Raw genomic sequence first — 13890 nt, 5'->3', positions numbered from 1 at the left:
GCAAGAGCCCGGCTTTTTCCAGAACGCAGCTACTTATTCAGCAGCCTGTTCCACGGTACCGCCGACCGGACGGTCGATCAGCTCGACATACGCCATGGGCGCATTGTCGCCAGCGCGGAAGCCGCACTTCAGGATACGCAGGTAGCCACCCGGACGGTTGGCGTAGCGCTTGCCCAGGTCGTTGAACAGCTTGCCAACGGCAGCTTTCGAACGGGTACGGTCGAAAGCCAGACGACGGTTGGCGACGCTGTCTTCCTTGGCCAGGGTGATCAGCGGCTCGGCAACGCGGCGCAGTTCCTTGGCTTTCGGCAGGGTAGTTTTGATCAGCTCGTGCTCGAACAGCGACACAGCCATGTTCTGGAACATGGCCTTGCGGTGTGCGCTCGTGCGGCTCAGATGACGACCACTTTTACGATGACGCATGATTGAAATTCCTTCCCAAACTATCGTTCGGTGAACAATGACGATCAGGCAGTAGCCTTGTCGTCCTTCTTAAGGCTTGCAGGGGGCCAGTTGTCCAGGCGCATACCGAGCGACAGACCACGGGAGGCCAGGACGTCCTTGATTTCGGTCAGGGACTTCTTGCCCAGGTTCGGGGTCTTGAGCAGCTCCACTTCGGTACGCTGAATCAGGTCACCGATGTAGTAGATGTTCTCCGCCTTGAGGCAGTTGGCCGAACGAACGGTCAGTTCCAGATCGTCCACCGGACGCAGCAGGATCGGATCGATCTCGTCTTCCTGCTCGACCACGACCGGCTCGCTGTCGCCCTTGAGGTCGACGAACGCTGCCAGCTGCTGCTGCAGGATGGTGGCGGCACGACGGATGGCTTCTTCCGGATCCAGGGTACCGTTGGTTTCCAGGTCAAGCACGAGCTTGTCCAGGTTGGTACGCTGTTCGACCCGGGCGTTTTCCACCACATAGGCCACGCGACGAACCGGGCTGAACGAAGCATCGAGCTGCAGACGACCGATTGCGCGGGTTTCGTCTTCTTCGCTCTGACGCGCGTCGGCGGGCTCATAGCCACGACCGCGGGCGATTTTCAGCTTCATGTTCAGCGAACCGTTGTCCGCCAGGTGGGCGATGACGTGCTCACCGTTGACGATCTCGACGTCGTGATCGACCTGAATGTCAGAGGCCAGAACCGGCCCCTGACCTTTCTTGCTCAGGCTCAGGGTGACTTCGTCACGGCCGTGCAACTTGATGGCCAGACCCTTGAGATTGAGCAGGATCTCGATCACGTCTTCCTGCACGCCTTCGATGGCGCTGTACTCGTGCAGGACACCGTCGATCTCTGCTTCGACTACCGCGCAGCCAGGCATGGAGGACAACAGGATACGCCGCAGCGCGTTGCCCAAGGTATGGCCGAAACCACGCTCGAGAGGCTCGAGGGTGATCTTGGCACGGGTCTGACTAACCGCCTGCACATCGATATGGCGGGGGGTCAGGAACTCATTTACCGAACTCTGCATGGATGCACCTACTTTCTAGCCCTTACTTGGAGTAGAGCTCGACAATCAGGTTTTCGTTGATGTCGGCGGAGAGATCACCACGGGCCGGCACGCTCTTGAAGGTGCCTTCCTTTTTCTCGGTGCTCACTTCGACCCACTCAACACGGCCACGCTGGCCGCACAGCTCGAGAGCTTGAGCGATACGCAGCTGGTTCTTGGCCTTCTCGCGGACCGCGACGACGTCGCCGACCTTGACCTGATAGGAGGGAATGTTGACGGTCTGACCGTTGACGGTGATCGACTTGTGGGAGACCAGCTGGCGCGATTCAGCGCGAGTGGCACCAAAGCCCATGCGATACACCACGTTGTCCAGACGGCACTCGAGCAGTTGCAGCAGGTTTTCACCGGTAGCGCCCTTGCGACGGGCAGCTTCCTGGTAGTAACCGGCGAACTGACGCTCGAGGACACCGTACATGCGGCGGACTTTCTGCTTTTCACGCAGCTGCAGACCGTAGTCGGACAGACGACCGCGACGCTGACCATGCTGGCCAGGAACGGTTTCCAGCTTGCACTTCGAGTCGAGGGCACGAGCGCCGCTCTTCAGGAAGAGGTCAGTGCCTTCGCGGCGGGACAGTTTGCACTTGGGACCAATGTAACGAGCCATTTCTCACTGTCTCCTATTACACGCGACGCTTCTTCGGCGGACGGCACCCGTTATGCGGGATGGGCGTCACGTCGGTGATGCTGGCGATCTTGTAACCACAGGCATTCAGGGCGCGAACAGCGGACTCGCGGCCGGGGCCGGGACCTTTGACGTTCACGTCCAGATTCTTCAGACCATATTCCAGAGCGGCTTGGCCCGCGCGTTCGGCTGCAATCTGGGCAGCGAACGGGGTGCTCTTACGGGAGCCACGGAAGCCGGAGCCACCGGAGGTCGCCCAGGACAAAGCATTGCCCTGACGATCGGTGATGGTCACGATGGTGTTGTTGAAAGACGCATGGATGTGGGCGATGCCATCAACCACTGTCTTTTTGACTTTCTTACGAGGACGAGCAGCAGGTTTTGCCATGACTAGATTCCTGTCGATTCGCGGATGCGATTACTTGCGGATCGGCTTGCGCGGGCCCTTACGGGTACGGGCATTGGTCTTGGTGCGCTGACCACGGACCGGCAGACCACGGCGGTGACGCAGACCGCGGTAGCAACCCAGATCCATCAGACGCTTGATGTTCATGTTGATTTCGCGGCGCAGGTCACCCTCGGTGAGGATTTTGGCGACCTCGTTACGCAGCTGATCGACCTGCTCGTCGCTCAGTTCTTTGATCTTGGCGGTCGGCTCGATGCCGGTGGCCGCGCAGATCTTCTGAGAGGTGGTGCGACCGACACCATAGATGTAGGTCAGCGAGATAACAGTGTGCTTGTTATCTGGAATGTTGACGCCTGCAATACGGGCCATTCAGAAAAACTCCAATTGACAGCTACCGACGCCCCGGAAGCCAAGAAAAGGGCGCGCGATATTAACGCTGTAGGAACAAATGATCAACCCGGCAGCACACTAGCTGCCGGGTTAGACGCGTGATTCACACTCAGCCTTGGCGCTGCTTGTGACGCGGTTCAGCGCTGCAGATCACGCGCACGACGCCTTCGCGGCGAATGATCTTGCAGTTACGGCACAGCTTCTTGACCGATGCACGAACTTTCATGACAACTCCTCTAACCTTACGGGTAACGGATCAGCGCATCATGCCGCTGCCGTAGCCCTTCAGGTTGGCTTTCTTCATCAGGGACTCGTATTGATGAGATACGAGATGGGATTGGACCTGAGACATGAAGTCCATGACCACTACCACCACGATCAGCAACGAGGTCCCGCCGAGATAGAACGGCACGTTCGCCGCGACCACCAGGAACTGGGGCAACAAGCACACCGCCGTCATGTACAGGGCACCGAACATGGTCAGTCGGGTCAGCACGCCATCGATATAGCGCGCGGACTGCTCACCAGGACGAATACCCGGGATGAACGCCCCGGATTTCTTCAGGTTCTCTGCCACGTCCTTGGGGTTGAACATCAGTGCCGTATAGAAGAAGCAGAAGAAGATGATCCCTGCACTAAACAGCAAGATGTTCAGCGGCTGACCGGGCGCGATGGCCTGAGCCACGTCCTGCAACCAACCGAGACCTTCGGACTGACCGAACCACGAACCGAGCGATGCCGGAAACAGCAGGATGCTGCTGGCGAAGATCGCCGGGATGACCCCGGCCATGTTCACCTTGAGCGGCAGATGGCTGTTCTGCGCAGCGAAGACCTTGCGACCCTGCTGACGCTTGGCGTAGTGCACGGCGATACGACGCTGCCCACGCTCGATGAACACCACGAAGGCGATGATGGCGACCGCCACCACACCGACCATGATCAGCGCGAAGATGTTGATATCGCCCTGCCGTGCCGACTCGAAGGACTGACCGATGGCGCGAGGCAAGCCCGCGACGATACCGGCGAAGATCAGCATCGAGATGCCGTTGCCGATACCGCGCTCGGTGATCTGCTCACCCAGCCACATCATGAACAGTGCGCCGGCGACGAAGGTGGTGACAGCTACGAAGTAGAAGCTGAAGCCCACACTGAACGCCACGCCCTGACTGGCAAGTCCAACCGACATCCCGGTGGCCTGAACGAGCGCCAGAACCAGTGTGCCGTAACGGGTGTACTGGCTGATCTTGCGACGACCAGACTCACCCTCTTTCTTCAATTGCTCCAGCTGTGGGCTGATCGCGGTAAGCAGCTGCATGATGATCGATGCCGAGATGTACGGCATGATCCCCAGTGCAAAGATGCTCATCCGCTCCAGCGCACCGCCAGAGAACATGTTGAAGAGGCTAAGAATGGTCCCCTCGTTCTGCCTGAACAGTGCGGCCAGCTGATCGGGATTGATACCCGGAACAGGGATGTGCGCACCGATCCTGTAGACGATGATCGCCAGGAACAGGAATCGGAGGCGGGTCCACAGCTCGGACATACCACCGGTCTTGCTGAGCGCAGAGAGAGCACCTTGCTTAGCCATTTATTCCTCGATCTTGCCGCCAGCTGCTTCGATGGCTGCACGTGCGCCCTTGGTGGCACCAATGCCCTTCAGGGTGACGGCACGAGTGACGTCGCCGGACAGCACAACCTTGACACGCTTGATGTCGCGGCTAATCACGTTGGCGTCTTTCAGCGCCTGCAGATCGACGACATCGACATCAACCTTGGCCAGCTCGGAGGTACGAACCTCGGCGCGGTCCAGGGCCTTCAGCGAAACGAAGCCGAACTTGGGCAGACGACGGTGCAGCGGCTGCTGGCCGCCCTCGAAGCCGGGGGCAACCTTGCCACCGGAGCGGGAGGTCAGACCCTTGTGGCCGCGGCCACCGGTCTTGCCCAGGCCGCTACCGATACCACGACCGGGACGCAGCTTCTCGCGGCGAGCGCCGGGAGCGGAACGCAGATCATTCAATTTCATGACTTAACCCTCCACACGCAGAAGGTAATAGGCCTTGTTGATCATGCCGCGATTCTCAGGGGTGTCCTGAACTTCGACGGTGTGACCAATGCGACGCAGGCCGAGACCCTTGACGCAAGCCTTGTGATTGGCCAGACGGCCATGGACGCTCTTGATCAGCGTGACCTTGACGGTTGCGTTAGCCATGATCAGAGAATCTCCTCGACGCTCTTGCCACGCTTGGCGGCAACAGCTTCCGGCGCCTGCATGTGCTTGAGACCTTCGAAGGTCGCGTACACCACGTTTACCGGGTTGGTGGAGCCGTAGCACTTGGCCAGGACGTTCTGCACACCAGCGACTTCCAGCACGGCGCGCATGGCACCGCCGGCGATGATGCCGGTACCGTCGGAAGCGGGCTGCATGTACACCTTGGAGGCGCCATGGGCGGCCTTGACCGGGTACTGCAGGGTGGTGCCGTTCAGATCCACCTGGATCATGTTGCGGCGAGCAGCTTCCATAGCCTTCTGGATGGCAGCAGGCACTTCACGCGCCTTGCCACGGCCGAAGCCAACGCGGCCTTTGCCATCGCCAACCACGGTCAGAGCGGTGAAGGCGAAGATACGGCCGCCTTTCACGGTTTTGGCTACGCGGTTAACTTGAACCAGCTTCTCGATGTAGCCTTCGTCGCGCTTTTGATCGTTATTTGCCATGACTTAGAACTCCAGCCCGCCTTCACGAGCAGCGTCGGCCAGCGCTTTGACGCGACCATGGTACTTGAAGCCAGAACGATCAAAGGCCACCTGGGTAACGCCAGCGGCCTTGGCACGCTCGGCGACCAGCAGACCAACTTTCTTGGCCGCCTCGACGTTGCTGGTAGCGCTTTCGCGCAGTTCTTTGTCCAGCGTAGAAGCGCTGGCCAGGACCTTGCTGCCGTCGGCCGCGATGACCTGGGCATAGATGTGCTGGGAAGAGCGGTACACGCACAGACGCACCACTTCCAGCTCGCGCATCTTCAGGCGAGCCTTGCGAGCGCGACGCAGTCGGGTTTCTTTCTTGACGGTCATTTGCTATGCCCTACTTTTTCTTGGCTTCTTTACGGTGGACGACTTCGTCGGCATACCGTACGCCCTTGCCCTTGTAAGGCTCCGGCGGACGGAAACCACGAATCTCAGCCGCAACCTGGCCGACCAGCTGCTTGTCGATACCCTTGATCAGGATTTCGGTCTGGTTGGGGGTTTCTGCGGTGATGCCTTGCGGCAGGTCGTAGTCCACGGGGTGAGAGAAGCCCAGAGCGAGGTTCAGCACCTGACCTTTGGCTTGGGCCTTGTAGCCCACACCGACCAGTTGCAGCTTGCGCTCGAAGCCCTGGCTAACGCCGACCACCATGTTGTTGACCAGGGCACGGGTAGTGCCGGCCATCGCACGGGTCTGCTGATCGCCATTGCGAGCAGCGAAACGCAGCTCACCGGACTCTTGAGTGACTTCAACGGACGGATGGACCTTCAGTTCCAGAGCGCCCTTGGCACCCTTGATCGAAAGGGCCTGACCGGCCAGATTAACTTCGACGCCTGCAGGCAGTCTTACAGGGTTTTTAGCAACGCGAGACATGCTGATTCCCCTTAGAAGACTGTGCAGAGCACTTCGCCGCCAACACCAGCAGCACGGGCTGCGCGATCAGTCATCACACCTTTGTTGGTGGAAACGATCGACACGCCCAGACCGCCACGCACTTTCGGCAGCTGATCAACGGCTTTGTACTGGCGCAGACCGGGACGGCTGCTACGCTTCAGCTCTTCGATGACAGGCTTGCCTTCGAAATACTTCAGCTCGATGGACAGCGACGGCTTGGATTCCGCGCTGACCTGAAAATCCGCGATGTAACCTTCGTCCTTGAGGACTTTGGCGACGGCAGCCTTCAGCTTGGAAGAAGGCATGCTCACAACGGCCTTTTCAGCCATCTGGGCATTACGGATACGAGTTAGCATGTCTGCTAACGGGTCCTGCATACTCATGGGCTATTAGCTCCTAATACAGAAATTGAGCCTACCGGCTCTCAAAATCACCCCTCGGCAATAGGCCGATTCGGGCGAGCCGAGCATTCTAGAGATCGGCCTGAAACGAATCAAGCCCCAAAAGGGGCTTGATTCAGTTACCGCGATGAAAGGCGCTAGCTGTTACCAGCTGGCCTTCACCAGGCCGGGCACGTCACCGCGCATGGCTGCTTCACGCAGCTTGATGCGGGACAGGCCGAACTTGCGGTACACGCCGTGCGGACGACCGGTCAGGCGGCAGCGGTTACGCATGCGGCTGGCGCTGGCGTCACGGGGCTGCTTCTGCAGGGCGACCTGGGCATTCCAACGCTCCTCGGGAGAGGCGTTGACGTTACCGATGGTCGCCTTCAGCTCGGCGCGCTTCTTGGCGTACTTGGCAACCGTTTGCTGACGCTTCAGCTCACGGTTAATCATGCTTTGCTTAGCCATTTGAAGACCTCAATCAGTTACGGAACGGGAAGTTGAACGCGCGCAGCAGCGCACGGCCTTCCTCGTCGGTACGAGCGGTGGTGGTCAGGGTGATGTCCATACCACGCAGCGCATCGATCTTGTCGTAATCGATTTCCGGGAAGATGATCTGCTCTTTCACGCCCATGCTGTAGTTGCCACGACCATCGAAGGACTTGGCATTCAGGCCGCGGAAGTCACGCACGCGCGGCAGGGAGATGGACAGCAGACGATCCAGGAATTCATACATGCGATCGCTACGCAGGGTCACCTTGACGCCAATCGGCCAGCCTTCGCGGATCTTGAAGCCAGCAATGGAATTGCGGGCATAAGTCACGACCGGCTTTTGACCAGCGATCTTTTCCAGGTCAGCTACAGCGTTGTCGATGATCTTCTTGTCACCGACTGCTTCGCCCAGACCCATGTTCAAGGTGATCTTGGTGATGCGCGGAACTTCCATCACGTTACCCAGCTGAAGCTGCTCTTTCAGCTTGGGCGCGATTTCCTTCCGATAAATCTCTTTCAATCGAGCCATGGTGATCTACCTAGCAGCTTCAGGCCTGGACCGCTTTTTGGGTCGACTTGAAGATACGAATCTTCTTGCCGTCTTCGACTTTGAAACCAACGCGGTCAGCCTTGTTGGTCTCGGAGTTGAAAATGGCAACGTTGGAGACATGCAGAGGGGCTTCTTTCTCTACGATGCCACCCTGAACGCCCAGCATGGGGTTGGGCTTGGTGTGGCGCTTGACCAGGTTGACCCCGCCAACGACCAGACGGTCATCGGCGAGCACCTTCAGCACCTTGCCACGTTTGCCCTTGTCCTTGCCGGCAATGACGATTACCTCGTCGTCACGACGAATCTTTTGCATGTCGGCTACTCCTTACAGCACTTCGGGGGCAAGGGAGACGATCTTCATGAACTTCTCGGAGCGAAGTTCACGGGTCACCGGCCCAAAGATACGGGTGCCAATCGGCTCTTGCTTGTTGTTCAGCAGAACCGCGGCGTTGCCGTCGAAGCGGATGATGGAACCGTCGGTGCGGCGAACGCCGTGCTTGGTACGCACGACGACAGCAGTCATCACCTGACCTTTCTTCACCTTGCCGCGCGGAATTGCTTCCTTGACGGTGACTTTGATGATGTCGCCGATGCCGGCGTAGCGGCGGTGGGAACCGCCGAGCACCTTGATGCACATCACGCGACGAGCGCCGCTGTTGTCGGCGACGTCAAGCATGGATTGAGTCTGGATCATGGCTCTCTACCCTTATACCTGAACGGCGCGCTCGACGACGTCAACCAGGGTCCACGCCTTGGTCTTGGCCAGCGGGCGGGTTTCGCGAATGGTGACCAGGTCACCAATGCGGCACTGATTGGTTTCGTCGTGAGCGTGCAGCTTGGTGGAACGCTTCACGTATTTACCGTAGATCGGGTGCTTTACGCGACGCTCGATCAGTACGGTCACGGTTTTGTCCATCTTGTCGCTGACCACTCGGCCGGTCAGCGTACGGACAGTTTTTTCAGCTTCAGCCATGATCACTTACCTGCTTGCTGGTTCAGCACAGTCTTGACGCGAGCGATGTCGCGCTTCACTTGCGAGAGCATGTGAGACTGACCCAACTGGCCAGTTGCCTTCTGCATACGCAGATTGAACTGGTCACGCAGCAGGTTGAGAAGCTGCTCGTTCAGCTCCTCTACGGATTTCTCACGCAAATCTTTCGCTTTCATCACATCACCGTCCGCTTAACAAAGGAGGTTTCGACGGGAAGCTTGGCAGCGGCCAGGGCGAATGCCTGACGAGCCAGATCCTCGGAAACACCCTCGATCTCGTACAGGACCTTGCCCGGCTGGATCTGGGCTACCCAGTACTCGACACTACCCTTACCTTTACCCATCCGCACTTCGAGAGGCTTCTTGGTGACAGGCTTGTCAGGGAAGACGCGGATCCAGATCTTGCCGCCACGCTTCACGTGACGGGTCAGCGCACGACGTGCGGATTCGATCTGGCGAGCGGTCAGACGGCCACGGCCGACAGCCTTCAGCGCGTACTCGCCGAAGCTGACCTTGCTACCGCGATGAGCCAGACCACGGTTGTGGCCGGTCATCTGCTTGCGGAATTTTGTACGCTTGGGTTGCAGCATGTTGCGTACTCCTTACTTAGCAGCAGCTTTTTTGCGCGGAGCCGGGGCGACGGGCTTGAGCTCTTCCTGGCGGCCACCAATGACCTCACCCTTGAAGATCCAGACCTTCACACCGATCACACCGTAGGTGGTGTGAGCTTCCGCAGTGGCGTAGTCGATATCGGCACGCAGGGTGTGCAGGGGCACACGACCTTCGCGATACCACTCGGTACGGGCGATTTCAGCACCGCCCAGACGACCGCTCACTTGAATCTTGATGCCCTTGGCACCAATGCGGATCGCGTTCTGCACGGCGCGCTTCATGGCGCGACGGAACATCACACGACGCTCAAGCTGCTGCGCAACGCTCTGCGCAACCAGGGCACCGTCGAGCTCCGGCTTGCGGATCTCTTCGATGTTGATGTGCACGGGCACACCCATTCTTGCGGTCAGGTCCTGACGCAGCTTCTCGACATCCTCACCTTTCTTGCCGATCACGATACCGGGACGGGCGGTGTGGATGGTGATGCGTGCGGTTTGAGCCGGGCGATGAATATCGATACGGCTTACGGACGCGCTTTTTAGTTTGTCCTGGAGGTACTCACGAACCTTCAGGTCGGCCAGCAGATAGTCCGCATAAGTGCGCTTATCCGCGTACCAGACCGAAGTGTGCTCCTTGACGATACCCAGGCGAATGCCATTGGGATGTACTTTCTGACCCATCTGATCGACTCCGTTACTTGTCCGCAACCTTGACCGTGATATGGCAAGACCGCTTCACGATGCGATCAGCACGACCTTTGGCACGCGGCATGATGCGCTTGAGCGAACGACCTTCGTTTACGAAGACGGTGGAGACCTTCAGGTCGTCCACGTCGGCGCCTTCATTGTGCTCGGCGTTGGCAACAGCCGACTCCAGCACCTTCTTCATGATTTCAGCGGCTTTCTTGCTGCTGAAAGTCAACAGGTTGAGCGCTTCGCCCACCTTCTTCCCGCGAATCTGGTCGGCGACCAAGCGGGCTTTCTGGGCGGAGATACGAGCGCCCGACAGCTTAGCGGCTACTTCCATCTTCCTTACCCCTTAACGCTTGGCTTTCTTGTCAGCCGCATGACCGCGATAGGTGCGGGTAGCAGCGAACTCGCCGAGTTTGTGGCCGACCATGTCTTCGTTCACCAGAACGGGGACATGTTGACGACCGTTGTGCACAGCGATGGTCAGGCCGACCATCTGCGGCAGGATCATCGAACGACGCGACCAGGTCTTGATCGGCTTGCGTTCGTTTTTTTCCACCGCGACTTCGATCTTCTTCAACAGGTGAAGATCGATAAAAGGACCTTTCTTCAGAGAACGGGGCACAGTCGAATCCTCTACTGATTACTTGCCGCGACGGACAATCATCTTGTCGGTACGCTTGTTGGAGCGCGTCTTGAGACCCTTGGTCTTGACGCCCCACGGCGAAACCGGATGACGGCCACCGGAAGTACGACCTTCACCACCACCGTGCGGGTGATCGACCGGGTTCATGGCAACACCACGAACAGTCGGACGCACGCCACGCCAGCGGGTGGCACCGGCCTTACCCAGCGAACGCAGGCTGTGCTCACCGTTGGACACTTCGCCCAGGGTGGCACGGCACTCGGACAGCACCTTGCGCATCTCACCGCTGCGCAGACGCACGGTGACGTAGGCGCCTTCGCGGGCGACCAGCTGAGCGGAGGTACCCGCGGAACGAGCGATCTGAGCGCCTTTGCCAGGCTTCAGCTCGATACCGTGGATGGTGCTACCGACCGGCACGTTACGCAGCGGCAGGTTGTTGCCGGCCTTGATGGGCGCGCCAGCGCCGGACAGCAGCTGGTCACCGGCAGCAACGCCCTTGGGGGCGATGATGTAGCGACGCTCGCCATCGGCGTACTTCAGCAGAGCGATGTGTGCAGTACGGTTCGGATCGTATTCGATACGCTCAACGACGGCAGGGATGCCATCCTTGTTGCGACGGAAATCGACCAGACGATAGTGCTGCTTGTGACCACCGCCGATGTGGCGAGTGGTGATACGACCATTGTTGTTACGGCCGCCGGACTTGCTCTTCTTCTCCAGCAAAGGAGCGTAGGGCGCGCCTTTGTGCAGATCAGAGTTGACCACCTTGACCACAAAGCGGCGGCCAGCGGAGGTCGGCTTGCATTTTACGATTGCCATGATGCCCCCTGATTACTCGGCGCTGCTGGAAAAGTCGAGATCCTGGCCCGGCTGGAGCGCGATGTACGCTTTTTTCCAGTCGTTACGCTTGCCCAGACCACGAGCGGTGCGCTTGGTCTTGCCCTGGACGTTCAGGGTGCTGACGCTGCGAACCTTGACCTCGAACAGCTGCTCGACGGCCTTCTTGATTTCCAGCTTGGTTGCATCGGTGGCAACCTTGAATACGAACTGCTTCTGGCTGTCCGCCAGCATGGTGGCCTTCTCGGAGATGTGCGGGCCAAGCAGCACTTTGAATACGCGTTCCTGGTTCATGCCAGCAGCTCCTCGAATTTCTTCACGGCGGACACAGTGACCAGCACCTTGTCGTAGGCGATCAGGCTGACCGGGTCGGAACCCTGGACATCACGCACGTCGACGAAAGGCAGGTTGCGGGCGGCCAGATACAGATTCTGGTCGACAGCGTCGGTCACGATCAGCACGTCGCTCAGGCCCAGGCCGTCCAGCTTGCTGACCAGGGTCTTGGTCTTGGGCGCGTCGACGGCGAAGTCGTCAACCACGACCAGACGATCCAGACGGACCAGCTCGGCGAGGATGGAGCGCAGTGCAGCGCGGTACATCTTCTTGTTCAGCTTCTGGCTGTGATCCTGGGGCTTGGCTGCGAAAGCCACGCCACCGGAACGCCAGATGGGGCTGCGGATGGTACCGGCACGGGCACGACCGCTGCCCTTCTGACGCCAGGGCTTCTTGCCGCCGCCGCTGACTTCGGAACGGGTCTTCTGGGCACGGGTGCCCTGACGACCGCCAGCCATGTAGGCAACGACTGCCTGGTGAACCAGGGTCTCGTTGAATTCACCGCCGAAGGTGTGCTCGGAGACTTCGATAGCTTGAGAGCCATTCACATTGAGTTGCATGTTCTCTCTCCTCTCAACCACGGGCCTTAACAGCGGGACGTACGATCACGTCACCACCCGGCGCGCCGGGGACGGCACCCTTGACCAGCAGCAGGTTGCGCTCGGCGTCTACACGCACGACTTCCAGCGACTGAACGGTTACACGCTCCGCACCCAGGTGACCGGACATTTTCTTGCCCTTGAACACTCGACCAGGAGTCTGGCACTGGCCGATGGAACCAGGTGCACGGTGGGAAACGGAGTTACCGTGGGTGTTGTCCTGACCACGGAAGTTCCAGCGCTTGATGGTACCGGCGTAGCCCTTACCTTTGGACTGACCAGTGACATCAACCATCTGACCGGCTTCGAACAGGGCTACGGTGACTTCGTCGCCAGCCTTGTACTCACCGTCTTCCAGGCGGAATTCGAGGACGCTACGACCAGCAGCAACGCTGGCCTTGGCGAAGTGACCGGCTTGCGCCTTGGTCACGCGGGAAGCACGACGCTCGCCCACGGTTACCTGAATGGCACGGTAGCCATCGGTTTCTTCGCTTTTGAATTGGGTTACGCGATTCGGCTCGATCTCAATGACCGTAACCGGAACGGAAACGCCTTCTTCGGTGAAAACGCGGGTCATACCGCATTTACGACCGACTAAACCAATCGTCATGTTGAGAACCTCTTGAGTGTACGGGGCTTTCACCCGCTATGGCCGCCCATTTCAGAGCGTTACACGACTGAAACCTTGACGGTCTCAGCCGAGGCTGATTTGCACTTCAACGCCAGCGGCGAGATCGAGCTTCATCAGCGCATCGACGGTCTTGTCGGTGGGCTGAACGATGTCGAGCACACGCTTGTGGGTACGAATTTCGTACTGGTCACGAGCGTCCTTGTTGACGTGCGGAGAAATCAGCACTGTGTAACGTTCCTTGCGGGTTGGCAGAGGAATCGGACCACGCACCTGAGCACCAGTACGTTTCGCGGTTTCCACGATTTCCTGGGTAGATTGATCGATCAGGCGATGATCAAAAGCCTTCAACCGAATACGGATTTGTTGATTTTGCATTTGACCTCAGACTCCAAGCTTTCCCCTCGGGCAAAAAGGTGCCCGATTAAAGGAGGCGCAATTCTAAGGATGTCGCCGACAGCTGTCAAGAACGCCTCTTTTGCCATCTGTCAATTTCATGAGGCAAGAAAAAAGGCCCCGAAGGGCCTTTTTTCGTTTCAGATCAATCGATTACTCGATGATCTTGGCAACCACA

28 protein-coding genes are annotated in these 13890 nt (G+C 58.8%); all 28 read right to left on the bottom strand.

The window, feature by feature from the left end:
* Nucleotides 1-33: 33 nt before the first annotated feature.
* Nucleotides 34-423, bottom strand: coding sequence for a 50S ribosomal protein L17 (gene rplQ, locus POR01S_RS17440; RefSeq protein ID WP_007161227.1), 390 nt, complete (start codon nt 421-423; stop codon nt 34-36).
* 44 nt (nt 424-467) lie between these two features.
* A complete protein-coding gene (locus tag POR01S_RS17435) occupies nt 468-1469 on the bottom strand; it encodes a DNA-directed RNA polymerase subunit alpha (RefSeq protein WP_027599182.1) in 1002 nt (333 codons plus the stop codon).
* A gap of 22 nt (nt 1470-1491) precedes the next feature.
* Nucleotides 1492-2112, bottom strand: coding sequence for a 30S ribosomal protein S4 (gene rpsD / locus POR01S_RS17430; RefSeq protein WP_007161229.1), 621 nt, complete (start codon nt 2110-2112; stop codon nt 1492-1494).
* Nucleotides 2113-2128: 16 nt separating this feature from the next.
* The gene (gene rpsK, locus POR01S_RS17425) at nt 2129-2518 is read right to left on the bottom strand and encodes a 30S ribosomal protein S11 (protein ID WP_003281811.1); all 390 of its coding nucleotides are present in this window, start codon (nt 2516-2518) and stop codon (nt 2129-2131) included.
* Nucleotides 2519-2548: 30 nt separating this feature from the next.
* Entirely contained in the window at nt 2549-2905 is a 357-nt protein-coding gene (gene rpsM / locus POR01S_RS17420) for a 30S ribosomal protein S13 (protein WP_007161230.1), read from the bottom strand.
* A gap of 130 nt (nt 2906-3035) precedes the next feature.
* Entirely contained in the window at nt 3036-3152 is a 117-nt protein-coding gene (gene rpmJ / locus POR01S_RS17415) for a 50S ribosomal protein L36 (protein ID WP_002555468.1), read from the bottom strand.
* A 30-nt stretch (nt 3153-3182) separates the two neighbouring features.
* Complete coding sequence (gene secY / locus POR01S_RS17410) at nt 3183-4514, bottom strand: preprotein translocase subunit SecY (RefSeq protein WP_027599183.1); 1332 nt, start codon at nt 4512-4514, stop codon at nt 3183-3185.
* Nucleotides 4515-4949, bottom strand: coding sequence for a 50S ribosomal protein L15 (rplO, locus tag POR01S_RS17405; RefSeq protein ID WP_007161232.1), 435 nt, complete (start codon nt 4947-4949; stop codon nt 4515-4517).
* 3 nt (nt 4950-4952) lie between these two features.
* Nucleotides 4953-5135: a 50S ribosomal protein L30 gene (gene rpmD, locus POR01S_RS17400; RefSeq protein ID WP_007161233.1), complete on the bottom strand. Its 183-nt coding sequence runs from the start codon at nt 5133-5135 to the stop codon at nt 4953-4955.
* A 2-nt stretch (nt 5136-5137) separates the two neighbouring features.
* Nucleotides 5138-5638, bottom strand: coding sequence for a 30S ribosomal protein S5 (gene rpsE, locus POR01S_RS17395; protein WP_007161234.1), 501 nt, complete (start codon nt 5636-5638; stop codon nt 5138-5140).
* A 3-nt stretch (nt 5639-5641) separates the two neighbouring features.
* The gene (gene rplR, locus POR01S_RS17390; RefSeq protein ID WP_007161235.1) at nt 5642-5992 is read right to left on the bottom strand and encodes a 50S ribosomal protein L18; all 351 of its coding nucleotides are present in this window, start codon (nt 5990-5992) and stop codon (nt 5642-5644) included.
* Between the two features lie 10 nt (nt 5993-6002).
* A complete protein-coding gene (gene rplF / locus POR01S_RS17385; RefSeq protein ID WP_017640286.1) occupies nt 6003-6536 on the bottom strand; it encodes a 50S ribosomal protein L6 in 534 nt (177 codons plus the stop codon).
* Between the two features lie 11 nt (nt 6537-6547).
* Nucleotides 6548-6940, bottom strand: coding sequence for a 30S ribosomal protein S8 (gene rpsH, locus POR01S_RS17380; RefSeq protein ID WP_017640285.1), 393 nt, complete (start codon nt 6938-6940; stop codon nt 6548-6550).
* Nucleotides 6941-7102: 162 nt separating this feature from the next.
* Entirely contained in the window at nt 7103-7408 is a 306-nt protein-coding gene (gene rpsN, locus POR01S_RS17375; protein ID WP_007161238.1) for a 30S ribosomal protein S14, read from the bottom strand.
* 13 nt (nt 7409-7421) lie between these two features.
* Nucleotides 7422-7961, bottom strand: a complete 540-nt coding sequence (gene rplE, locus POR01S_RS17370; protein WP_007161239.1) for a 50S ribosomal protein L5 — start codon at nt 7959-7961, stop codon at nt 7422-7424.
* 19 nt (nt 7962-7980) lie between these two features.
* A complete protein-coding gene (gene rplX / locus POR01S_RS17365; RefSeq protein WP_007161240.1) occupies nt 7981-8295 on the bottom strand; it encodes a 50S ribosomal protein L24 in 315 nt (104 codons plus the stop codon).
* Nucleotides 8296-8307: 12 nt separating this feature from the next.
* Nucleotides 8308-8676, bottom strand: coding sequence for a 50S ribosomal protein L14 (rplN, locus tag POR01S_RS17360; RefSeq protein ID WP_007161241.1), 369 nt, complete (start codon nt 8674-8676; stop codon nt 8308-8310).
* A 12-nt stretch (nt 8677-8688) separates the two neighbouring features.
* On the bottom strand, nt 8689-8955 hold the full coding sequence (gene rpsQ / locus POR01S_RS17355) for a 30S ribosomal protein S17 (protein WP_007161242.1): 267 nt from the start codon (nt 8953-8955) through the stop codon (nt 8689-8691).
* A 2-nt stretch (nt 8956-8957) separates the two neighbouring features.
* Complete coding sequence (gene rpmC / locus POR01S_RS17350; RefSeq protein WP_007161243.1) at nt 8958-9149, bottom strand: 50S ribosomal protein L29; 192 nt, start codon at nt 9147-9149, stop codon at nt 8958-8960.
* On the bottom strand, nt 9149-9562 hold the full coding sequence (gene rplP, locus POR01S_RS17345; RefSeq protein WP_007161244.1) for a 50S ribosomal protein L16: 414 nt from the start codon (nt 9560-9562) through the stop codon (nt 9149-9151). Before rplP ends, rpmC begins: the two co-directional genes overlap by 1 nt.
* Nucleotides 9563-9574: 12 nt before the next feature.
* Nucleotides 9575-10264 carry a 30S ribosomal protein S3 gene (rpsC, locus tag POR01S_RS17340; RefSeq protein WP_007161245.1) on the bottom strand — a complete coding sequence of 230 codons (690 nt, stop codon included), beginning with the start codon at nt 10262-10264 and terminating at the stop codon, nt 9575-9577.
* A gap of 13 nt (nt 10265-10277) precedes the next feature.
* Nucleotides 10278-10610, bottom strand: coding sequence for a 50S ribosomal protein L22 (gene rplV / locus POR01S_RS17335; protein ID WP_007161246.1), 333 nt, complete (start codon nt 10608-10610; stop codon nt 10278-10280).
* 12 nt (nt 10611-10622) lie between these two features.
* The gene (gene rpsS, locus POR01S_RS17330; protein WP_007161247.1) at nt 10623-10898 is read right to left on the bottom strand and encodes a 30S ribosomal protein S19; all 276 of its coding nucleotides are present in this window, start codon (nt 10896-10898) and stop codon (nt 10623-10625) included.
* A gap of 18 nt (nt 10899-10916) precedes the next feature.
* Nucleotides 10917-11738, bottom strand: a complete 822-nt coding sequence (gene rplB / locus POR01S_RS17325; RefSeq protein ID WP_007161248.1) for a 50S ribosomal protein L2 — start codon at nt 11736-11738, stop codon at nt 10917-10919.
* A gap of 12 nt (nt 11739-11750) precedes the next feature.
* Nucleotides 11751-12050: a 50S ribosomal protein L23 gene (rplW, locus tag POR01S_RS17320; RefSeq protein WP_007161249.1), complete on the bottom strand. Its 300-nt coding sequence runs from the start codon at nt 12048-12050 to the stop codon at nt 11751-11753.
* Entirely contained in the window at nt 12047-12649 is a 603-nt protein-coding gene (gene rplD / locus POR01S_RS17315) for a 50S ribosomal protein L4 (RefSeq protein ID WP_007161250.1), read from the bottom strand. The genes rplW and rplD overlap by 4 nt, the downstream gene beginning before the upstream one ends.
* Before the next feature lie 13 nt (nt 12650-12662).
* The gene (gene rplC / locus POR01S_RS17310; RefSeq protein WP_007161251.1) at nt 12663-13298 is read right to left on the bottom strand and encodes a 50S ribosomal protein L3; all 636 of its coding nucleotides are present in this window, start codon (nt 13296-13298) and stop codon (nt 12663-12665) included.
* An 84-nt stretch (nt 13299-13382) separates the two neighbouring features.
* A complete protein-coding gene (gene rpsJ, locus POR01S_RS17305; protein WP_003243886.1) occupies nt 13383-13694 on the bottom strand; it encodes a 30S ribosomal protein S10 in 312 nt (103 codons plus the stop codon).
* Nucleotides 13695-13890 lie beyond the last annotated feature (196 nt).

The organism is Pseudomonas oryzihabitans NBRC 102199, assembly GCF_000730625.1.
GTDB lineage: Bacteria > Pseudomonadota > Gammaproteobacteria > Pseudomonadales > Pseudomonadaceae > Chryseomonas > Chryseomonas oryzihabitans.
Note: the sequence above shows the minus strand (reverse complement) of the source record. Positions and strands in the feature narration are given on the sequence as shown.

Excerpts from the sequence above, each read along its gene's own strand:
- rpsH (WP_017640285.1), bottom strand. The coding sequence starts at position 6,940 with ATGAGTATGCAGGACCCGTTAGCAGACATGCTAACTCGTATCCGTAAT.
- rpsM (WP_007161230.1), bottom strand. The coding sequence starts at position 2,905 with ATGGCCCGTATTGCAGGCGTCAACATTCCAGATAACAAGCACACTGTT.
- rpsN (WP_007161238.1), bottom strand. The coding sequence starts at position 7,408 with ATGGCTAAGCAAAGCATGATTAACCGTGAGCTGAAGCGTCAGCAAACG.
- POR01S_RS17435 (WP_027599182.1), bottom strand. The coding sequence starts at position 1,469 with ATGCAGAGTTCGGTAAATGAGTTCCTGACCCCCCGCCATATCGATGTG.
- rpsE (WP_007161234.1), bottom strand. The coding sequence starts at position 5,638 with ATGGCAAATAACGATCAAAAGCGCGACGAAGGCTACATCGAGAAGCTG.
- rplN (WP_007161241.1), bottom strand. The coding sequence starts at position 8,676 with ATGATCCAGACTCAATCCATGCTTGACGTCGCCGACAACAGCGGCGCT.
- rplE (WP_007161239.1), bottom strand. The coding sequence starts at position 7,961 with ATGGCTCGATTGAAAGAGATTTATCGGAAGGAAATCGCGCCCAAGCTG.
- rplV (WP_007161246.1), bottom strand. The coding sequence starts at position 10,610 with ATGGAAGTAGCCGCTAAGCTGTCGGGCGCTCGTATCTCCGCCCAGAAA.
- rpsK (WP_003281811.1), bottom strand. The coding sequence starts at position 2,518 with ATGGCAAAACCTGCTGCTCGTCCTCGTAAGAAAGTCAAAAAGACAGTG.
- rplB (WP_007161248.1), bottom strand. The coding sequence starts at position 11,738 with ATGGCAATCGTAAAATGCAAGCCGACCTCCGCTGGCCGCCGCTTTGTG.
- rplO (WP_007161232.1), bottom strand. The coding sequence starts at position 4,949 with ATGAAATTGAATGATCTGCGTTCCGCTCCCGGCGCTCGCCGCGAGAAG.
- rplW (WP_007161249.1), bottom strand. The coding sequence starts at position 12,050 with ATGAACCAGGAACGCGTATTCAAAGTGCTGCTTGGCCCGCACATCTCC.
- rplR (WP_007161235.1), bottom strand. The coding sequence starts at position 5,992 with ATGACCGTCAAGAAAGAAACCCGACTGCGTCGCGCTCGCAAGGCTCGC.
- rplF (WP_017640286.1), bottom strand. The coding sequence starts at position 6,536 with ATGTCTCGCGTTGCTAAAAACCCTGTAAGACTGCCTGCAGGCGTCGAA.
- rpmC (WP_007161243.1), bottom strand. The coding sequence starts at position 9,149 with ATGAAAGCGAAAGATTTGCGTGAGAAATCCGTAGAGGAGCTGAACGAG.
- rplD (WP_007161250.1), bottom strand. The coding sequence starts at position 12,649 with ATGCAACTCAATGTGAATGGCTCTCAAGCTATCGAAGTCTCCGAGCAC.
- rpsJ (WP_003243886.1), bottom strand. The coding sequence starts at position 13,694 with ATGCAAAATCAACAAATCCGTATTCGGTTGAAGGCTTTTGATCATCGC.
- rplC (WP_007161251.1), bottom strand. The coding sequence starts at position 13,298 with ATGACGATTGGTTTAGTCGGTCGTAAATGCGGTATGACCCGCGTTTTC.
- rplX (WP_007161240.1), bottom strand. The coding sequence starts at position 8,295 with ATGCAAAAGATTCGTCGTGACGACGAGGTAATCGTCATTGCCGGCAAG.
- secY (WP_027599183.1), bottom strand. The coding sequence starts at position 4,514 with ATGGCTAAGCAAGGTGCTCTCTCTGCGCTCAGCAAGACCGGTGGTATG.
- rpmD (WP_007161233.1), bottom strand. The coding sequence starts at position 5,135 with ATGGCTAACGCAACCGTCAAGGTCACGCTGATCAAGAGCGTCCATGGC.
- rpsD (WP_007161229.1), bottom strand. The coding sequence starts at position 2,112 with ATGGCTCGTTACATTGGTCCCAAGTGCAAACTGTCCCGCCGCGAAGGC.
- rplP (WP_007161244.1), bottom strand. The coding sequence starts at position 9,562 with ATGCTGCAACCCAAGCGTACAAAATTCCGCAAGCAGATGACCGGCCAC.
- rpsQ (WP_007161242.1), bottom strand. The coding sequence starts at position 8,955 with ATGGCTGAAGCTGAAAAAACTGTCCGTACGCTGACCGGCCGAGTGGTC.
- rpmJ (WP_002555468.1), bottom strand. The coding sequence starts at position 3,152 with ATGAAAGTTCGTGCATCGGTCAAGAAGCTGTGCCGTAACTGCAAGATC.
- rplQ (WP_007161227.1), bottom strand. The coding sequence starts at position 423 with ATGCGTCATCGTAAAAGTGGTCGTCATCTGAGCCGCACGAGCGCACAC.
- rpsC (WP_007161245.1), bottom strand. The coding sequence starts at position 10,264 with ATGGGTCAGAAAGTACATCCCAATGGCATTCGCCTGGGTATCGTCAAG.